Raw genomic sequence first — 18663 nt, forward strand, 5'->3', positions numbered from 1 at the left:
GGAAGGGCGCATGAGCCTGCTCTCACGCGTGTCTGCGAACCGCCGGTCGGCGGCATCCATCGGTGCGGTCACCCTCTTCGGCGCGGGCCTGGTGGGCTTCGCGCTGCTCTACGAGGGCGAGGCGACGGCGGAGGTCCAGCTGAACGACTCCGGCGTCTGGGTGACGCAGGTGGCGAAGGGCAAGCTGGGCCGGTTCAACTACGAGGCCAAGGCGCTGGACGGCGTGCTGCTGGCCAACTCGACGAGCTTCGACGTGGAGCAGGACGCGCAGCGGGTGCTGCTGGACAGGGGCAGCGACTCGTCCGCGAGCCCGGTCAACCCGGCACTGCTCTCGCTGGACGGGACGATGAAGTTCCCCGCCGGTGCGCAGGTGGCCGCGGGTGATGCCACGACGGCGGTCTACGACGACGAGACCGGCCGAACATGGGTCCTCCCGTTCGACGGCGCCGTGGCCTTCGACGAGAAGAAGCTCAAGCCGACGCTCAAGGCCGGCACCGGCGGTGAGCTGACAGTGAGCAACGAAGGCACGGTGTTCCTCGCCGTGCCGTCGCAGGGCAAGCTGTACACGGTTCCCACGGGCGAGCAGGGCGTCGCTGAGGACCCCGAGGAATCGGACCTGCCCGTCGAGCCCGACGCCGAGGTGCGGATCTCGGCGGTCGGTGACGAGCCGGTGGTGCTGGACCAGACCACCGGCACGCTGGTGCTCCCCGGCGGCGACACGGTCGAGATCGCCGGTGCCGCGCAGGGCACCCTGCAGCAGCCCTCCGACGACGCGGACAACGTGGTGCTGGCCACCCCGAGCGGCCTGGTCTCCCAGCCGCTCGGTGGCGGGACCGCCACCACACGTAATGCCCCCGACGCGTCCGGCATCCCGTCCGAGCCCGTGCAGCTCGGCGGGTGCACCTACGGCGCCTGGTCCGAGTCCGGCCAGGTGCTCCGCGACTGCCCCGACCTGGACAACGACATCGAGCAGGTGCTGGAGGGTGTCAGCGTCGGAGCGGGCCTCGTCTACCGGGTGAACCGGAACGTGATCGTGCTGAACGACGTCAACGACGGCAAGCTGTGGATGGCCGCCGACGAGTTCGAGCTGGTCGACGACTGGGAGCAGACCACGCCCCAGGACGCCGAGGGCGAGAAGACCGAGTCCGAGGAGGCCACCCCGGAGCAGGTCGACCACGTCGTCGCCCAGCGGAACAAGACCAACCGTCCGCCCGAGCCGGAGCCCGACACGTTCGGCGTACGGCCTGGCCGCACGACCGTCCTGAACGTGCTGGGCAACGACCTGGACCGCGACGGCGACGTCATGACGGCCTCGGTGCTGGGCGAGCCGGACGGCGGCATCGGCGTCGACCGCGTGCTGGACGGCGCGGCGCTGCAGGCGAACGTACCGGCCGACGCGACCGGCACCACTACCTTCGACTACCAGGTGGACGACGGCCGCGAGAACGGCACCGCCGAGGAGTCGGTGCGGATCGAGGTCGTACCGCTCGAGCAGAACAACCCGCCGGTGCAGTCGGGCAAGCCCGTGCTGCGCGTCGGCCAGGACGGTCTGGCCAGCATCAAGGTGCTGCCTTACTTCAAGGACCCGGACGGCGACGACCTGTTCCTGTCGAACGCCAGCACGGCGAACAACCTCGACGAGGTCCGGTCCAGGCCGGACGGCACCATCGAGTTCCGGGACGGCGGCACCGCCGTCGGGCACAAGATCGTGGACGTCACGGTGTCGGACTCGGCGGGCCTGCCCGTCGAGGGCCAGCTCATCGTCGACGTCGTGGCGAGCAACGTGCCGCCGATCCCCGTGCAGGACCACGTCACCGTGCTGGCCGGCGAGCCCGTCACGGTGAGCCCCCTGAAGAACGACACGGACCCCAACGGCGACAAGCTGCGCCTGACGCGCGTGGACGGGCCGGAGCCGGCGACCATCACGACGAACCAGACCGCGGGCACGTTCACGTTCGAGAGCGACGAGCCCGGCTCGTACGACGTCACCTACGAGATCTCCGACGGGCCCAACCCGCCGGCGCTGGGCCTGGTCCGCGTCGACGTCCTCACCCGTTCCGACGCCGCGGGCGCGCCGGTCGCGGTCTCCGACCAGGTGCTGCTCCCCACGGGTGGTACCGCCCTGGTCGACGTCCTGGCCAACGACACCGACCCGACGGGCGGCGTGCTCGTGGTGCAGGGCGTGACCGTGCCGCCGGGCTCACCCGTGGACGTATCGGTGCTCAACCACCAGATCCTCAAGGTCTCCGAGCTCAAGCGCCTCAGCCGGTCCGTGGTCGTCGAGTACACGGTGGCCAACGAGACCGGAACCGTCACGGGCCAGGTCCGCGTGGTGCCGATCCCGGCGCCGGCGCAGCTGCGTCCTCCCGAGGCCGGACCCGACGAGGCGACGGTGCACGCGGGCGACGTCGTGACCATCCCGGTGCTGAAGAACGACACCCACCCCGACGGCCTCAAGATGACCGTGACGGACGAGCTCCAGGAGTCGCCTCCGGCGTCGGCCGGCGAGGCGTTCGTCTCCGAGGAGACGGTGCGGTTCCGGGCCGGCCAGGAGGCCGGAACCTTCCACGCGGTGTACGAGGTCGAGGACTCCTTCGGGCAGAAGGACTCCGCGCAGGTCACGATCAACGTGGTGGACGCCCCGGAGAACAGCGCGCCCCAGCTGCCGGACATCGAGGCCCGGGTGCTCAGCGAGGGCATCGTGCGCATCCCGCTTCCCCTGGACGGGACCGACCCGGACGGCGACTACGTGACGCTGAGCTCGATCTCGGGTGCGCCGTCCAAGGGCACCGCGAAGATCGTCGACGGCTTCATCGACTACGAGGCCGGCGACGCGACCGGCCTGGACAGCTTCACCTACCAGGTGATGGACACGCGCGGGGCGCCCGGCGTGGGGCTCGTCCGGGTCGGCGTCGCGGCGACGCCCGCGACCAACCAGGAGCCGCAGACCGCGGACGACGAGACCACGGTCCGGCCCGGCCGTACGGTGGCCATCGCCGCCCTCGACAACGACTCCGACCCCGACGGCAACCAGATCGGCCTGGTGGCGAAGGGCTTCGAGGGCACCGAGGACCTCGAGCCCAAGGCGGTCGACGACGACGTCGTCGTGACGGCGTCCGGCCAGGACGGTGCGTACTCGTTCTTCTACGAGATCCAGGACACGTTCAAGGCGAAGGCCAGCGGCGCCATCACGGTGAACGTGGACCAGGACGCGCCCCTGCTGCGCCCCGTCGCGCACGACGACGTCGTGACCGCCGACGACGTGGAGGGATCCTCCAGCGTCACGGTCAACGTGCTCGCCAACGACGTGGACCCCGACGGCGTGGCCGCCGACCTCGAGGTGGCGGTGGACGAAGGGCTCGAGGGCGTCGCCGTCACCGACTCCCGGGCACTGCAGGTGCAGCTCAGGGAGGGCACGCGGGTCATCACGTACACGGTGCGGGACATGGACGGCCTGGAGGCCAAGGCGTTCGTGCGGGTGCCGGGCGACCAGTCCCGGCCGCACGTCAAGCCCGGCCTGGAGCCGCTCAAGGCGACCAGCGGTGAGCCGCTGACGATCGACCTTGCGGACTACGTGGTGGTGCGGGAGGGCCGGGAGCCGCAGATCACGGTCGAGGACTCGGTCAAGGTGGTGGACGGAAGTGTGTCGGGTACCGACAAGGACACGCTGGTGTACACCTCGGCGAAGGACTACGCCGGTTCGGCGTCGGTCAGCTTCGAGGTGACCGACGGCAAGGGGCCGGACGACGCCGAAGGGCTGACGTCGGTGCTGACGCTGCCGATCGACGTGACCCCGGGCGAGAACATGCCGCCGAAGATCACCGGTACCCCGGTGCTGAAGGTCGCCGCGGGTGAGGACGCCTTAGTCGACCTGTCGCGGTACGCCAAGGACCCGGACAAGGACCCGCTGACGTTCGTAGTAACCGGCGGTGACGGCATCACGACGGAGGTCTCGGGTACCACGATCACGGGGCAGGTGGAGCCGTCAGTCGCCAAGGGCACCTCCCGCGAGCTGCCGATGACGGTCTCCGACGGGCAGAACCCGCCGGTGCAGACCACGCTCACGGTCGAGGTCGTGGCCTCCACCAGGTCGCTGGTGCAGACCACCCAGGACGTCGTGACCGACGCCCACCAGGGCGCGCCCACGACCATCCCCGTGCTGAGGAACGACGTCAATCCGTTCCCCGAGGAACCCCTCAAGCTGGTGGGTACCCCAACCGTCGACACCGGTGACGGCAGCCCGGTGTACAGCGGTGATCAGCTCGTGGTGACGCCCGACGAGGACTTCACCGGCACCATGCTCGTGCGGTATCGCGTGCAGGACGCCACGAAGGACCCCGACCGCGAGATGGACGGCATAGCCAAGCTCACGGTGCTCGGCAAGCCCGCCACGCCCCGCGCGCCACGCGTCGAGGAGGTCCGCTCCGAGACCGTGGTGCTGACCTGGGACCAGCCGAACAACAACGGCTCGGACATCACTGGTTACACGCTGCGGTCCAGCGGTGGCCAGGAGCAGCGGTGCGCCACGACCACATGCACCTTCGGCGGGTTGCAGAACAACGTGAAGTACACCTTCACGGTCGTCGCGACCAACGACGTCGGAGACTCCGAGCCGTCGCCGAAGTCGCGCGAGGCGCGCCCGGACGAGAAGCCGGACAAGCCCGCCGCCCCGACGCTGGAGTTCGGCGACAGCGAGCTGACGGTCACGTGGAAGAACCGGACCTACACCGACCGCTCGCCGATCGAGTGCGTGAACTTGGAGATCAGCCCGCCCCCGGAGAACGGCGTGACCCAGAAGTCGTGCGTCCCGGGCAGCACGACCGTCTGGTCGGGGCTGGAGAACGGCACGGCGTACACCGTGCGGGTCCAGGCCAAGAACAAGGCCCCCGACCCGTCGGACTGGAGCGACCCGTCAGCGGCCGAGGTCCCGGCCGCGCCGCCCGCGCAGCCGGCGGCACCGACCGCCACCCGGGAGAACACGTACGCCGGCGGCCAGATCACGGTGACCTGGCAGGCTCCGGCCAACAACGGCGACGCGATCGACAAGTACTACCTGGCGGTGTTCCAGGACGGTTCGAGGGTGAACACCATCCCGGTGTCGGGCACCTCGACTGTCGTCAAGGACCTGAGCACTGATTCGAGCTACCGGTTCACGGTGACGGCCGAGAACAAGGCGGGCAAGTCTCCCGTCAGCGAGCAGTCCAACGAGGAGGTGCCGTTCGGCACGCCCGAGCCTCTGGGCGCACCGAGGGCGTCGCTCGGCTCCAACACCAACGGCCAGGCCGACGTGCGTTGGGACCCGACCGCGGACTTCCGCGGCACGGGCGGCTACTACAAGGTCCAGGCCAGCGGCCTGGACGCGCGGAACGCGGGCACTGCGTCGCCCTACACGTACAAGGGCCTGAACAACGGGACGTCGTACACGTTCCAGGTGCAGGCCTGCAACGAGTACACCTGCTCCGACTGGTCTGCCCCGTCCAACGCGGTGGTCCCGTATACCGTGCCGGGAACCCCGGGGATCGGCTACCACCGGTCTGACGCCAGGAGCGGGTACTTCACCGTGACCGGCCCAAGCAGCAACGGCGGCCGCAACGTCGACAGGATCGAGTACCGGGTCTCGGGCAGCTCCAGCACCTCCGGCTCGCGGACCTCGTGGCCGTTCAACATCAACGTGGGGAACGACTACGACCAGAGCTTCACGCTGCAGGCTCGCGCACACAACGCCGCAGGCTGGAGCGGCTGGTCCAGTGCCAACGGCCGGACCGACGCGCGGCCGGCGCCGGAGCTGTGGGTGTCCTCGTCCGGGGTGTCCGCTGGGTGCGAGTTCGAGCGCTGCGAGTACTGGGTCATCCACTGGAAGAACATGGGCCCCGGCAACCACCAGGTGGCCTGCTGGGCGGGCGACACGTCGAACAACGGCGGCCCGCGCGAGTGGCACGACATCCGCTCCCACGCCACGACCTGGGCGGGCAGCTCGACGAAGACGACGGTCAGCGGCGACAGCGGCTCGAAGCAGGTGGGCTGCTACATGGGCGGGAGCTACAACGGCACGGCCGTCGGCGTGAAGACGCCCGACAACCTCTACAAGGGCAGCACCTGGAACATCGGCTGACGCCGGTCCCGCGCGTCGACGCAGCCCTGACGCGCGGGGGCACCGATCTATTCCTTGACACGAATATTCTCGACGGTGAATACTCGCCGTCATGGACGCACTCCTCGCCGCACTCGCGGACCCCGCGCGCTGGCGGCTCGTTTGCCTGCTGGCCGAGCGGCCGCGCCCCGTCGGCGTGCTGGCCGAGCTCGCCGGGGCACGTCAGCCGCAGACGACCAAGCACCTGCAGACCTTGGAGCGCGCAGGCGTCGTCGTCTCGCAGCGCAGCGGGCAGCGCCGCGTCTACGCGCTCCAGCCCGGTCCGCTGCGCGACCTGGCGGCCGTGCTCACCCGGCTCGCCGACACCGCGGACCAGGCCGGCGGCGCCCGGGAGACCTTTGACCGCTACGCGCTCAGTCTCGGCGCCGAACGGCTCGCCGCCGAACAGCCCGGATGGGCCGACGACCGCTCGTTCACGTTCCACCGGTCACTGGCCGTGAGTCCCGAGCAGGTCTGGCGGCACCTCACCGAGCCGTCCCTGCTCGGCCGGTGGTGGGCGCCCGATGATCTGCGGGTCTCCGAGCTCGTCTTCGAGGCGCGGCCGGGTGGCCGGGTCGTCCTGGAGTACCGCGACGTCGAGGACGCCGGCAGGTCCGGCGCCGGGACCTCGGACGAAGACGGTTCGGACGCAGACGGTTCGAACCCCGTCGTCGGGCGAGCGGAGGGCGTCGTCGACGCCGCGGTGCCCGCCGAACGGCTCGCCTACCGGTCGTCCCCGCTGCTGCCCGACGGCAGCCTCGCCTTCACCGCCCACGTCGACCTCGGCCTCACGCCGACCGACAGCGGCACGGACCTCGACGTCCGCTACCGGATCAGCGACAGCACCATCGACTCGGCGGACTTCATCGCGGGCATCGAGATCGGCTTCGGCCAGAGCCTCGACAAGCTCGCGGCGGTCATCGGCGTGGCCTCCGACGGCACCGACAGGAGCGCCAGCCCCTCCAGCAGCAGGCGCAAGACCAAGCGCAGCACCGACACCGACACAAGGAGCACGAAGTGACCGAGCAGACGAGCGGCCGCAGGGTCGTCACCAACATGAGCATCTCCCTCGACGGCCGCTACGCCAAGCCCGACCCCGAGGACATGGGCTGGGTGATGCCGTACGCCGTCACCGACGTCTCCCGCGACCACCTGACGCGCCTCTGGGAGCCCGCGACGACGGCCCTGCTGGGGCGCGTCAACGCCGAAGGCTTCCTCGGCTTCTGGCCCAGCGTCATCGACATGGAGGGCGCCGACCCGCGCGACGTCGGCTTCGCCCGATGGCTTGTCGACGCCGAGAAGGTAGTCCTCTCGTCCACGCTCGAGGAGGCACCGTGGGAGCGGACGACCGTCGTCGACAAGCCGACCGTCGAGGCGGTGGACGAGCTCAAGGCAACCGACGGCGGCGACATCCTCGTGCTCTCCAGCGCGAGCGTGATCAAGGCGCTGCTGGCGGCCGACCAGGTCGACCGGCTGGCGCTGGCCGTCTTCCCGATCTTCCTGGGCTCGGGGCCTCGCCTCTTCAACGACGCCCTGCCGGCCGGGCAGTGGGAGCTCGTCAACGAGACCGCGGGCGAGCACGGCACGCTGTCGCTGGTGTACGACCGGCTCCGCTGAGCCGGCGTCACACCTCGTACTGGTCCGGCACCCGCATAGCGGGTCCGCCGACCTGCAGCCCGAGCGGGGCGGCGCGCCCCTTCGGCTCCTCCCACTCCTCCTGCCGGCCGAGGACCGTCAGGTCGAGGTGCGGATAGCCGCTGTGGAACTCCTCGATACCGCGGCCGAACGTCGAGTAGGTGTGGAAGACGTCGTCGTCGACCCGGAGGAACGCGCTGATCCCCGGAAGCTCCTCGCCGTTCATGCTCTCGGTCCACGGCCCGCCGGTCCACGGCGTGCCGGCGTCGGCGAGCTCGGCCTCGGTGCGGAAATGGAGCTGCACCGGCGTCACCCGGTTGTCCAGCGTGGCGTGGTAGTCGTAGTTGAAGTCGGTTCCGTACGAGGAGTACCAGGGGAACTCCCAGCCCAACCGCTCGCGGAAAGCGGCGAGCTTCTCGTACGGCGCCCGTGACACGGCCACCAGCGTCGTGTTGCGCACGTGGAGCTGTCTCAGGCGGCCGATCCCGTCAGCGGCCGACGAGCAGCTCGAGCACGCCTCGTCCCAGTCCGGGGCGAACATGAAGTGGTGCATCACGAGCTGGGGACGGCCCTCGAACAGGTCGAGCAGGCTCACCGGGCCGTCCGGGCCCTCGAAGGTGTACGGCTTGTCGACGCGGACCATCGGCAGACGACGCCGGTCCGCGTTGACCCGATCACGGAGCCTGGTCAGCTCCTTCTCCTTCGCGAGCAGCTCCCTGCGGGCGGCGTCCCACTCCTCGCGTGACACCACCTCGGGCAGGTTCCCCATCGTCGTCATGTCGGTCACTCCCGGGTCTCGTCCCTGCGGCTCGGTCTCGCCCGTTCAGTCTGGCACCGACCACTGACACCGGCCCTCGGCCGCCCCCGGGCAGCCTCAGCCCAGGGACCGGATCGGCAGGATCACCGCCGAAGGGTGCTCCGGTCCGTGGTGGACCTCCTGGTCCGCGGCCCGGAGCGTCGTCGCGATGGCGATCGGCTCGCCGGTGCCTGGGTTGCGCGCGAAGCGCGGGAAGGCGCCGCTGGAGACCTGGACCCGGATCCGGTGGCCGCGCCTGAACCGATACGCCGTCGGCCACATCGTGACGGCGACCGGCGACAGCTCGTCCGCTCCCGTGACGCTGGCCAGCCCGTCGCAGACGTTGTACGACCGGCCCGCCTCGTCGACGTCGCAGAGCCGCACGAACACGTCGGCGTGGGCCAGGCTCGACCGGAACCAGATCTCGGCGCTCACCTCACCGACGACCTCGACGTCCTTCTCGAGCACGCCGGTGGTGTACGTCAGGACGTCGGGCCGGGCCTCCAGCGCTCCGTTCTCGACGCGGCCGCCGCTGTTGATGGTGATGCCCCCGGCTGCGGGGGTCGGGTCTGCCGGGTCGTACCGGTACTCGTCGGAGGCGGACTCCGCAGGGCGGTCCGCGGACAGCCCGCCGGCGGCCTGGAGGTGGAACCGCTGCGGCTCGTAGCCCTTCGGGGGCCAGCACTCGAAGTCGCGCCACTCGCCCTGGCCCATGACGTGCAGCCGCACCGGCGCGCGCTCGGGCGGCTCCTCGCCACGCGCGTGGGCCAGGCCGAAGTCGAGGGCCTCGTGAATGGCGGCCATGGCCTCCGTGTGGGTCCAGGGGCCGACGGTGAGCCGGGCGGGCCTGCCGGCGTCCTGCAGGATCTTGAAGTCCCGGAGCTGGCCGGGCAGGAAGATGTCGTACCAGCCGGCGACCGAGCTCACCGGGACGCTCGTGCCGGCCACCCGGTGGACGTGGTCGAGGCGGTCCCAGTACGGATCGGCGGCGTCGTGCACCAGAACGTCCTGGACGTACTGCGACCTCTGGCCGAGCGCGGCGACGTCGAACCCGCTCAGGGGCAGCGTGCGCAGCGCTTGGGCGGTCCTCTTGGTCTGGGCGTTCATCCGCAGCACCGCGAGGCGCCGCTCCTGGGTGGCGACCATGGCACCCCACTCCAGCGGGACCTCCAGGGACCGGCCGTCGGCGCGCAGGAACTCCCTGGTCAACGCGGACTCGGTGACCACGGGGATCATCGCCTTCACCTGCGGCGGCAGGCTGTCCGCGACCGCCCACTGCACCATGCCCATGTAGCTCATGCCGTACAGGACGATCCCCTCGCCGAGCCACTCCTGCTTGACCAGCCAGTCCAGCGTGTCCAGGCCGTCCTCGCGCTCCTGGCGGAGCGGGTCCATGACGCCGCCGGAACCGAAGCCCCCGCGGGTGCTCTGGATGAGCACCTGGTAGCCACGCTCCGCCAGCGGCCGGACCATCATCGCGGCGAACAGGCCCGCGCGCCCGTACGGGCTGCGGATGAGCGCGGTCGGCAGTCCGTCCACGCCGCCCTTCGGTGCCCACCGATCGGCGAGCAGCTCGACGCCGTCGCGCATCGGGACACGCAGGTCGCGGTCGATGGTGAGCCGCCGGGTCTGTGGTGCGGGGAGCTTGAGCTGACGCTGCACGAGGTGGCTCATGAGGCTCATCGGTGGTTCTCCTCGATGGACGCGGCGCTGGACCAAGCGGCGCTGGTGGAAGCTGCGATCGGGGGCAACGCGGCGGCGAGGACGTCGAACAGGGCGGCGATCCGGTCCGCCAGGTCCTCGGGGTCGAGCGATTCGTCCGGTCCGGTCAGCCATTCGTTCATCACATTGGCTCCGCCGCCGGTCACGAACAACGCCAGGTCCTCCGCGCGCTGGGGGTCGAGGTCCCCGCCGAAGTGCCTCTCGATGGCGCGCCGGTTGACCGGGATGAGCAGGCCCCCGAGAGCCCTGTTCAGGACGAACGCGCTGGAGCTGTTCAGCATCGCCCGGTAGAACGCGCGGTGCTCCGCGAAGAACCGGGTCATGATCAGTGCGCCGCCGCGCCCTTCCAGTGACTCGGCCTCGGCGAGGCGCGGCAGGAGCTCGGTCCGGGCCAGGTCGAGCGCGGCCTCGAGCAGCAGGGCGTCGCGGTCGCCGAAGTGCTGGTAGACGAGCTGACGGCTCACGTCCGCGGCGGCGGCGATGTCCGAGATCGGGATCGCGGCGGTACCCCGCTGGGTCACCAGGGTGACGGCGGCCTGGGTGAGCGCCGCCCGCGAGCGCCGCACTCGCCGGTCCTTGGCGGGCGGGGCGGGAACCAGATCGAACTCCATGACTGCGATCATAGACACGTGTCATTTATTGATCAAGTGTCGTCTATCGTTGCTCCAGGGGCGGCAGCCGTGCCGCCGGACGGCCTCGTCCGCGGGCTGTGGCCCTTCGTCGTCCTCCACCACGCCGGCCGCGCGCGACCGCCGCACGTAAGGTGTGCTCCGTGCCGGACACCCCCTTCGCCCCCGAGCCGTTCGTCCCGCAGACCGCCCCCGAGGCGATCGAGGACCTCCGCACCCGGCTCCGGATGACCCGCTGGCCCGACGCGCCCGAGGACGCCGGATGGTCCCTGGGCACCGACATCGACTACCTGCGCGAGCTGGTCGCGTACTGGGCGGACGGGTTCGACTGGCCGGCGCAGGAGTCCGCGCTCGCCCGGCTGCCCCGCTTCCGCGCACAGGTCGAGGGCCTGGGGATCCACTTCGTGCACGTCCGGGCTGTCGCGCCGACCGGGCCGGTGCTGCCGCTCGTGCTCTGCCATGGCTGGCCCGACTCGTTCTGGCGGTACTCGAAGGTCGTCTCGCTCCTGACCGACCCGGGCGCGCACGGCGGCGACCCGGCCGACGCCTTCGACGTCGTCGTCCCGGACATGCCGGGCTTCGGGTACTCGGACCGGCCGACCGGACCGCCGCTGAGCTCCATCGACGTCGCCGGACTCTGGGCGCAGCTCATGCGCAACCTCGGCTACGAGCGGTTCGGCGCGGCAGGCGGCGACTTGGGTAGCCACGTGAGCCGGTACCTCGCGCTCGACCACCCCGACCGCGTCGCCGCCGTCCACCGCACGGACGGCGGCCTGCCCGTCTTCGCCGGTGATCCCGCGACCCTCACCGCCGAGGAACGGGCCTGGTTCGCCGAGGCCGCCACCTGGAGCGCGGCCGAGGGCGCTTACGGCGCGATGCACCGCACCAAGCCGCAGACCGCGGCCGCCGCGCTCAACGACTCTCCCGCCGGCCTGGCCGCCTGGATCGTCGAGAAGCTCGAGGCGTGGAGCGACGGCGGCGTCGAGCGCGGCTACACCAGGGACGACATCCTCACGCTCCTGTCGATCTACTGGTTCACCGGGACGATCGGCTCGTCCATGCGGATGTACCACGCGAACGCGGGGATCCACGCCGGACAGCTCACCCGCCGGGTCGAGGTGCCGTCGGGGTTCTCGCTGTTCCGCGGCGACGTCGTCCGGCCGCCCCGGGCCTGGCTCGAACGCACCGCCAACACGGTGCGCGTGACCGAGCCCGAGCGTGGTGGGCACTTCGCGCCGTTCGAAGAGCCGGAGCTCTATGCGCGGGAGCTGCGTGAGTTCTTCCGGCCGTACCGCGGGAACGGCTGACAGCAGCGTGACTGTCGTGCGCACGCTCGAAGTCGTTCGTCACTCGCTCACTCGCAAGGGCGCCGAGAGCGGGAAAGCGTCCCAGCTGTCGCCCGAGGGTGTCCGGCTCGCGCGGCAGCTCGGTGAGTCCTTGGCCGGGGTGGACTACGTCGCCGTGGGTGATCAGCCCCGACACCTCGAGACCGCGATCGCCATGGGGTTCGCCGTGGACGGGCAGATCACATGGCCTTCCGGGTACGTCGACGGAGAAGTGCGCCACCACGACCAGTGGACGTGGGACGAACCCTTCGTCCACTACGCGGCGTTGCTGGCCGACGGCCGCCGATTGAGCGAAGTCGCCCAGGAACACTTGTCGCACTGGCGACGCATCCTCGACGTCGTGCCCGACGGCGGAACCGGCCTGGTTGTTTCGTCAGGTGGATCTATTGAACCGGTCCTGGTCGCCGCCTTTCCCGACGCCGACCATGCAGGCTGGGGCGGACCACTGCACCAGCTCGAGGGAGCGACGATCTTGCTCGACGGCGGGCGCTTCACGAGCATCACGCTCCGCCGTCGCCCGCCGGTGCCAAGGTAATGAATAGATGAATCGTCAGAAGGGTGGTTGGTCGGGGTAGCGGCGTAGTTGCTGTTCGGTGGTCGGTTGTTCGGTGCTCGGGTCGTGCGGGGTCGGGCCGTCGTCCGTGGTGTTGTTTCCTGTGGTCTGGTCGTTCGTCGTGAGTGGGTTGGTCAGGGGTGGTTGTCCGAGGCGTGCTCGGGTGTCGTCGATCAGGCTGGTGATGTCGTTGCTGACCTGTCCGATCTGGGTAGCGGGTCGGACATAGACGTGTCCGGTGGGCGCGGTCCAGGTGGTGACACCGGTGGCGGGGTCACGCACGGGGGTCCAGCCCTGGTGTGTTTTCGCGAGGTGGTGCGCTCGGCACAGGGGCTGCAGATTGGTGGCGCGGGTCTGTCCCGGGGTGCCGGGCGGCTGGGCCAGGGGGTCGAGGGTGTGGTCGAACGCGAGGATGTGGTCGAGGTCGGCGAACTGGGCGGGCCGGTCGCACTGCGGGAAGGTGCAGGTCTGGTCCCGGGTGGTGACGGCCTGGCGCAGCAGCTTGCCGGGTTGGTAGGTGGTGGTGGAGTAGTCGGTCAAGATCCCGGTGACCGGGTCGGTCAGCAGGCGTTGCCAGGTCGCGTCGGACGCGATCCGTGCGGCGGTATCGGCGGGGATGGGGCCGTGGCCGTGCAGGTGGCCGGGGGTGTTGTCCAGGCCGAGGAGCGTGGTGGCCGGGATCGTGATCCGGATCTGCGGCTTGACCGGGATTACCCGGATGGTGGTGCCGTTGCAGGTGCAGCCCCCGCAGGTGCAGCCCGTGGCGGGGACCGTGGTGCGCGGCAGGGCGGGCTCGTCCGCGCCCTCGCCAACACCGCCAACACCGCTGCTGCTGCTACTGCTACTGCTACTGCTACTGGTCGCCTTGGTGTCGGCTGTCACCTCGGGGCTGGTCGTCTCGATGCCGGCCGGTTCGGTGCTCGCGGGTTCGGTGCTCGCGGGTTCGGGGGCGCACTCGGGGTGGGGTGGGACGATGATGCGGCCGGTGGTGATCGCGACCAGGGCATCGGCGCGGGCCTGGGCCAGGGTCCGGGTCCCGCCCGGGGCACGGCGCAGGGCGTGCGCGGCCTGCTCGACCGCGTCCCACACCGCGGCAGCGTCCGTGGCAGGCAGGTGCGCGCTGAGCCGCGCCATGCTGTTGTCCGCCGGGTCCAGGAACACCGCCCGCCGCGACCGGGCATGCCGTGCGGTCTCCGTGCTGCCCTTGAGCTCGTTCGCGAACTCGTTCATCTTCTCCCGCAGCCACCGGCGTGTACGGTCTGGTGCTTGCGGCCCGAACCGTGCGATCGCCTCCGCCCGTTCCTCGACCGTGAGCGGGTTACCCGAGCGCAGCAGGATGTCCGCCTTGGCGACATCGATCACACCGTGCTGCAGGGCATGCAGGACCGGGGGGTGCTCGGCCAGGCCGGCACCACGAGCCAGGTGCTTGCTCGCCTCGTCCTGCGGGACTCGTAGCCGGGCACTGATCTCCGCCGCGGCCGCGTTGTGCTCCTCGGTCCAGCCCCGCCGCCGCCCGATCTCACCCAGGGCACGTGACTGCGACGCGATCGCCCAGGAGACCACCTCCTGCCACCGCGCCGCGACTTCCAACAGCTCGACGTCATCGACCGCAGCCACGTCGACACCGGACAGGGCATCGACCAGGCCACCACCCACCGGCAACTCATCCAGACCACCGGCATCCGACCCAGCAGCACGCGTCGCATCCACCGTCACGCTGGCAGGGGCGGGCGTACCAGCGTCGGGGCGGGGCGAAGGCGCCTCACCGCCGACGACAGCGGCATCAGTGGTAGTGACCGGTGTCGGAGCGACCTGTGTCCGGACGACACGAGTGTGGCCACGCCAGGTCACGATGGCCTCAGGCAGCTTGCCCTCCTGGCCGAACGGCAGAGCACTCCAGCTCAACGCCGGCACGCAACCGCCCGCCACCGGCACATCGGACAGCACGGCGGATACGGTGGCCGCCAGGACACGCCCCAGCGAACGCTCCACCACAGTGACACCACCCCGGTCACCAACACTCCCACTCATCCCCGCCACCCCCTTCCACGACCAACCCATCCAACAATCATGTACGCATCGAATATATGTTCGATCCAACGAGACCGCATCTTGAGATTTCAGGTTGTGGACAACCTCGCGGTAGGGGATCGTGCACGCCACCGACAGTAGACGGACCCACCGACACACCCCGCATCGCGGCGGTGCTGGACGACAGCACGCGCCGTCCACGACGAGGAGTCATCTGAATGCAGCGACGAACACTGGGATCCGGAGCGGCCGGCCTCGAAGTCTCAGCCATCGGGCTGGGCTGCATGGGCATGAGCCAGAGCTACGGCCCCAACCCGGGCACCCGCGACGAGATGATCGCCGTCCTGCGCGGCGCCGTCGACCGCGGGATCACGCTTTTCGACACCGCCGAGGTCTACGGGCCGTTCGTCAACGAGGAGCTGGTCGGTGAGGCCCTCGCCCCGGTGCGTGACCAGGTCGTCATCGCCACGAAGTTCGGCTTCCAGCTCGACGACGAGGGCCGCAGCGTCGGCACGGACAGCCGCCCCGAGCACATCCGGCAGGTCGCCGACGCCTCGCTGCGCCGGCTCGGCACGGACGTCATCGACCTCTTCTACCAGCACCGCGTCGACCCCCAGGTGCCGATCGAGGACGTCGCCGGCGCCGTCGCGGAGCTGATCGAGGCCGGCAAGGTGCGCCGCTTCGGCCTCTCGGAGGCAGGAGCCGACACCATCCGCCGCGCACACGCGGTCCAGCCCGTCACGGCGCTGCAGAGCGAGTACTCCCTCTGGACCCGCGATCCCGAGCCCGAGATCTTGCCCACGCTCGAAGAGCTCGGCATCGGCTTCGTGCCGTTCAGCCCGCTCGGCCGGGGCTTCCTCACGGGCGCGCTCGACAGCTCGACACAGCTCGCCGACGACGACATGCGCGCGGGCCTGCCGCGGTTCAGTGCGGAGAACCGCGACGCCAACCGCGCGTTCGTGGAGCTGCTCGGCGCCGTCGCCGCCCGCAAGGGCTGCACGACGGCGCAGGTCGCGCTCGCCTGGCTGCTCGCCCAGCGGCCGTGGATCGTCCCGATTCCCGGCACGCGCCGGATCAGCCGCCTCGAGGAGAACATCGGCGCGGCCGACGTCGACCTCACCGCCGAAGACCTGGCCGAGATCGCCGCCGGCGCCGAACGGATCCAGGTCAGCGGTGCGCGCTACACCGAGGCGATGCTGCGGATGACGGGCCTGTAGCGCCTCCACAGGCCGGGGTCCGAGACGTCACCAGCCCAGCGACTCGCCACGCCGCGCGATCGTGCGCGGCACGCCCCAGGGGTTGTCGTCACGCAGCGGCGGAGGCAGCAGCTCCTGCGGTGCGTCCTGGAAGGCGACCCCGCGCAGGAACCGGCCGATCGCCGCGGTGCCGACCGACGTCCCGTCGGAGGTGGTCGCGGGCCAGGGACCGCCGTGCTGCATCGCCGGCGTCACGGCGACGCCCGTGGGCCAGCCGCCGAGCAGGATCCGCCCTGCGTGCCGGGCCAGCCGGGCGACCAGCAGACCCGGCTCCCCCGCCCCCAGGTGCAGGGTCAGCGTGAGGTTCCCGGGGAACAGCTCGGCCACGACCGCCCCCAGGTCGGCCTCGGACGGGTACTCCACGATCACGGAGAACGGCCCGAAAACCTCGTCGAGCAGCACTGATCCGGCGGTCCGGAGCAGGTCGAGCCCGACGGCGACGAAGGTCGGCGTCGCCCAGCCCTGCCCGTCGGCGTCCCGCCGGAACCCGCCCCGGTGCACGACCCGGACGCCGTCCACGCCCAGCGCCTCGGCAACGCGCCGCTCGTACCCGTCGGCGATCGACGGGTTCAGCAGCCGGTGCTCCGGTACCTGCGCAGCGGCGGCGGCCACGACGTCGTCGTACGCCGTGCCCTGCGGGACCAGGAGGAAGCCCGGCTTGGTGCACAGCTGGCCGGCCGAGCCGGACACGCTGCCCACGTAGCCGCTCAGCAGCTCGTCCGCCCGCTCGCTCAGCGCGCGCTCCGAGACGAGCACAGGGTTGACGCTGCCCAGCTCGCCGAAGAACGGGATGGGGTCGGGCCGCGCGGCCGCCCGGGCGGCGAGGAGCTGCCCGACCCGCTGCGACCCGGTGAACGCCGCCGCCCGCACCGCCGGGTGCTCGACGAGCGCGACACCGGCGTCCTGCGACGTGACGAGCTGCAGCGTCGCGGCGGGCAGCCCGGCCTCGACCAGCGCGGCCGCGACGAGCTCGGCGACCCGCTCCGACAGCCGCAGATGCCCCGGGTGCGCCTTGACGATCACCGGGCAGCCCGCCGCGAGCGCCGCCGCGGTGTCGCCGCCGGCGACGGAGAACGCGAACGGGAAGTTGCTCGCCGCGAAGTTCAGCACGGGTCCGACGGGCCAGAGGGTGCGGCGCAGGTCGGGGCGCGGGCCGAGGGCGAACTCGGGGTCGGCCTCGTCGAGGCGGACGTCGAGGTAGGCGCCGTCCGTGACAACCCGCGCGAACAGGCGCAGCTGCACCTGCGTGCGCTTGAGCTCACCGCGCAGGCGGACCTCGGCGAGGCCGGTCTCGGCCTGGGCGATGGCGACCAGCTCGTCCGCGTGGTCGCCCAGGGCGGCGGCCGCGCGGCGCAGGGCGTCAGCCCGCAGCCCGGGGGCGGCCAGGGACAGCCCGTCGAACGCCTCCTGGGCGCGGCGGGCCACGTCGTCGACGGTGCGGTCAAGCTCGGGCGCCGCGGTGGCGGTCATGGATCGCTCCTCATCAGTAACGGGTTCGGCTGGCAGGTCAAACAGCGGGTTCAGACGGCAGCTTCAGACGGCGACAGGGACACAGCGTCAGAAGACGAATCCCGTCGGGAACGGGTCGCTCGGGTCGAGCAGGTAGTTGGCGGTACCGGTCACCCAGGCGCGCCCGGTGATCGTCGGCACGACGGCGGGCACGTCCGCGACGGTGGTCTCGCCGACCAGCCGCCCGACGAACCGGCTGCCGATGAACGACTCGTTGACGAACTCGTCGCCGACGGCCAGCTCACCGCGCGCCCAGAGCTCGGCCATCCGCGCCGACGTCCCCGTCCCGCACGGGGACCGGTCGAACCAGCCGGGCCAGATGGCCATCGCATGGCGCGAGTGCCGCGCGTCGGAACCGGGCGCGATCAGCTCCACGTGGTGGCATCCCTCGACGCCGTCGAGCTCCGGGTGCTTAGGCAGGGCGGTCTCGTTGATCGCGTCCATGATGGCGAGCCCTGCGGCCAGCAGGTCCTGCTGGCGGGCACGGTCGAAGGGCAGCTTCAGGTCGTCGAGGTCGACGAGGGCGTAGAAGTTACCGCCGAACGCCATCGAGTAGGGCACGGTGCCGTAGCCGGGCACCTCGACCGTCTGGTCGAGCGCCGTCACGAAGCTGGGTACGTTCTCGATGGTCACGGCGTCCGCGTGGCCGCCGCTGACGGCCACCTTGGCGACCACCAGCCCTGCCGGGGTGTCGAGCCTGATCTCGGTCACCGGCTCGACGACGTCGACCATGCCCGTCTCGACCAGGACGGTGGCCACCCCGATCGTGCCGTGCCCGCACATGGGCAGGCAGCCGGACACCTCGATGTAGACGACGCCCCAGTCGCAGTCGGGCCGGGTGGGCGGCTGCAGGATGGCGCCACTCATCGCGGCGTGCCCCCGCGGCTCGTTCATGAGGAACTGCCGCAGCTCGTCCATGTGCTCCATGAAGTAGAGCCGCCGGTCGTTCATCGTGCCGCCCGGTATCGGCCCGACGCCGCCCGTGATCACGCGCGTCGGCATCCCCTCGGTGTGCGAGTCGACGGCGCTGATGGTCCTGCTGCTACGCATGGTCTC

The 18663-nt window shown here is 71.0% G+C and carries 12 protein-coding genes; 6 read left to right on the top strand and 6 right to left on the bottom strand.

Annotated features, from left to right (window positions below; all coding sequences use genetic code 11):
* Positions 1 to 10: 10 nt before the first annotated feature.
* The 3 genes from EW117_RS23000 to EW117_RS23010 all read left to right on the top strand — a co-directional run bounded on the left by EW117_RS23000 (position 11) and on the right by EW117_RS23010 (position 7747).
* A complete protein-coding gene (locus EW117_RS23000; RefSeq protein WP_242504471.1) occupies positions 11 to 6112 on the top strand; it encodes an Ig-like domain-containing protein in 6102 nt (2033 codons plus the stop codon).
* Between the two features lie 91 nt (positions 6113 to 6203).
* Complete coding sequence (locus EW117_RS23005; RefSeq protein ID WP_129789027.1) at positions 6204 to 7151, top strand: metalloregulator ArsR/SmtB family transcription factor; 948 nt, start codon at positions 6204 to 6206, stop codon at positions 7149 to 7151.
* Positions 7148 to 7747: a dihydrofolate reductase family protein gene (locus tag EW117_RS23010; RefSeq protein WP_129789028.1), complete on the top strand. Its 600-nt coding sequence runs from the start codon at positions 7148 to 7150 to the stop codon at positions 7745 to 7747. Before EW117_RS23005 ends, EW117_RS23010 begins: the two co-directional genes overlap by 4 nt.
* A 7-nt stretch (positions 7748 to 7754) precedes the next feature.
* On the opposite strand, the gene EW117_RS23015 is transcribed toward EW117_RS23010, so the two are convergent.
* From EW117_RS23015 to EW117_RS23025, 3 genes are all read right to left on the bottom strand, one after another.
* On the bottom strand, positions 7755 to 8543 hold the full coding sequence (locus EW117_RS23015; protein ID WP_129789029.1) for a DUF899 domain-containing protein: 789 nt from the start codon (positions 8541 to 8543) through the stop codon (positions 7755 to 7757).
* A 96-nt stretch (positions 8544 to 8639) separates the two neighbouring features.
* On the bottom strand, positions 8640 to 10244 hold the full coding sequence (locus tag EW117_RS23020) for a CocE/NonD family hydrolase (protein WP_129789030.1): 1605 nt from the start codon (positions 10242 to 10244) through the stop codon (positions 8640 to 8642).
* Positions 10241 to 10894: a TetR/AcrR family transcriptional regulator gene (locus tag EW117_RS23025; RefSeq protein WP_129789031.1), complete on the bottom strand. Its 654-nt coding sequence runs from the start codon at positions 10892 to 10894 to the stop codon at positions 10241 to 10243. Before EW117_RS23025 ends, EW117_RS23020 begins: the two co-directional genes overlap by 4 nt.
* Positions 10895 to 11055: 161 nt before the next feature.
* Between EW117_RS23025 and EW117_RS23030 the strand changes: the two genes are divergently transcribed.
* Entirely contained in the window at positions 11056 to 12219 is a 1164-nt protein-coding gene (locus tag EW117_RS23030; protein WP_129789032.1) for an epoxide hydrolase family protein, read from the top strand.
* Positions 12220 to 12235: 16 nt separating this feature from the next.
* The gene (locus tag EW117_RS23035; protein ID WP_242504472.1) at positions 12236 to 12793 is read left to right on the top strand and encodes a histidine phosphatase family protein; all 558 of its coding nucleotides are present in this window, start codon (positions 12236 to 12238) and stop codon (positions 12791 to 12793) included.
* Between the two features lie 15 nt (positions 12794 to 12808).
* Here EW117_RS23035 and EW117_RS23040 read toward each other — a convergent pair whose 3' ends face one another.
* A complete protein-coding gene (locus EW117_RS23040; RefSeq protein ID WP_129789033.1) occupies positions 12809 to 14428 on the bottom strand; it encodes an HNH endonuclease signature motif containing protein in 1620 nt (539 codons plus the stop codon).
* A 632-nt stretch (positions 14429 to 15060) separates the two neighbouring features.
* Between EW117_RS23040 and EW117_RS23045 the strand changes: the two genes are divergently transcribed.
* Positions 15061 to 16059, top strand: coding sequence for an aldo/keto reductase (locus tag EW117_RS23045; protein ID WP_129789034.1), 999 nt, complete (start codon positions 15061 to 15063; stop codon positions 16057 to 16059).
* A gap of 27 nt (positions 16060 to 16086) precedes the next feature.
* Here EW117_RS23045 and EW117_RS23050 read toward each other — a convergent pair whose 3' ends face one another.
* Both EW117_RS23050 and EW117_RS23055 read right to left on the bottom strand, forming a co-directional pair.
* Positions 16087 to 17568 carry an aldehyde dehydrogenase family protein gene (locus EW117_RS23050; RefSeq protein WP_129789035.1) on the bottom strand — a complete coding sequence of 494 codons (1482 nt, stop codon included), beginning with the start codon at positions 17566 to 17568 and terminating at the stop codon, positions 16087 to 16089.
* A gap of 87 nt (positions 17569 to 17655) precedes the next feature.
* Entirely contained in the window at positions 17656 to 18657 is a 1002-nt protein-coding gene (locus EW117_RS23055) for a proline racemase family protein (RefSeq protein ID WP_129789036.1), read from the bottom strand.
* Positions 18658 to 18663 lie beyond the last annotated feature (6 nt).

The sequence above is a fragment of the Promicromonospora panici genome (assembly GCF_900608595.1).
Taxonomy (GTDB): Bacteria; Actinomycetota; Actinomycetes; order Actinomycetales; family Cellulomonadaceae; genus Promicromonospora; species Promicromonospora panici.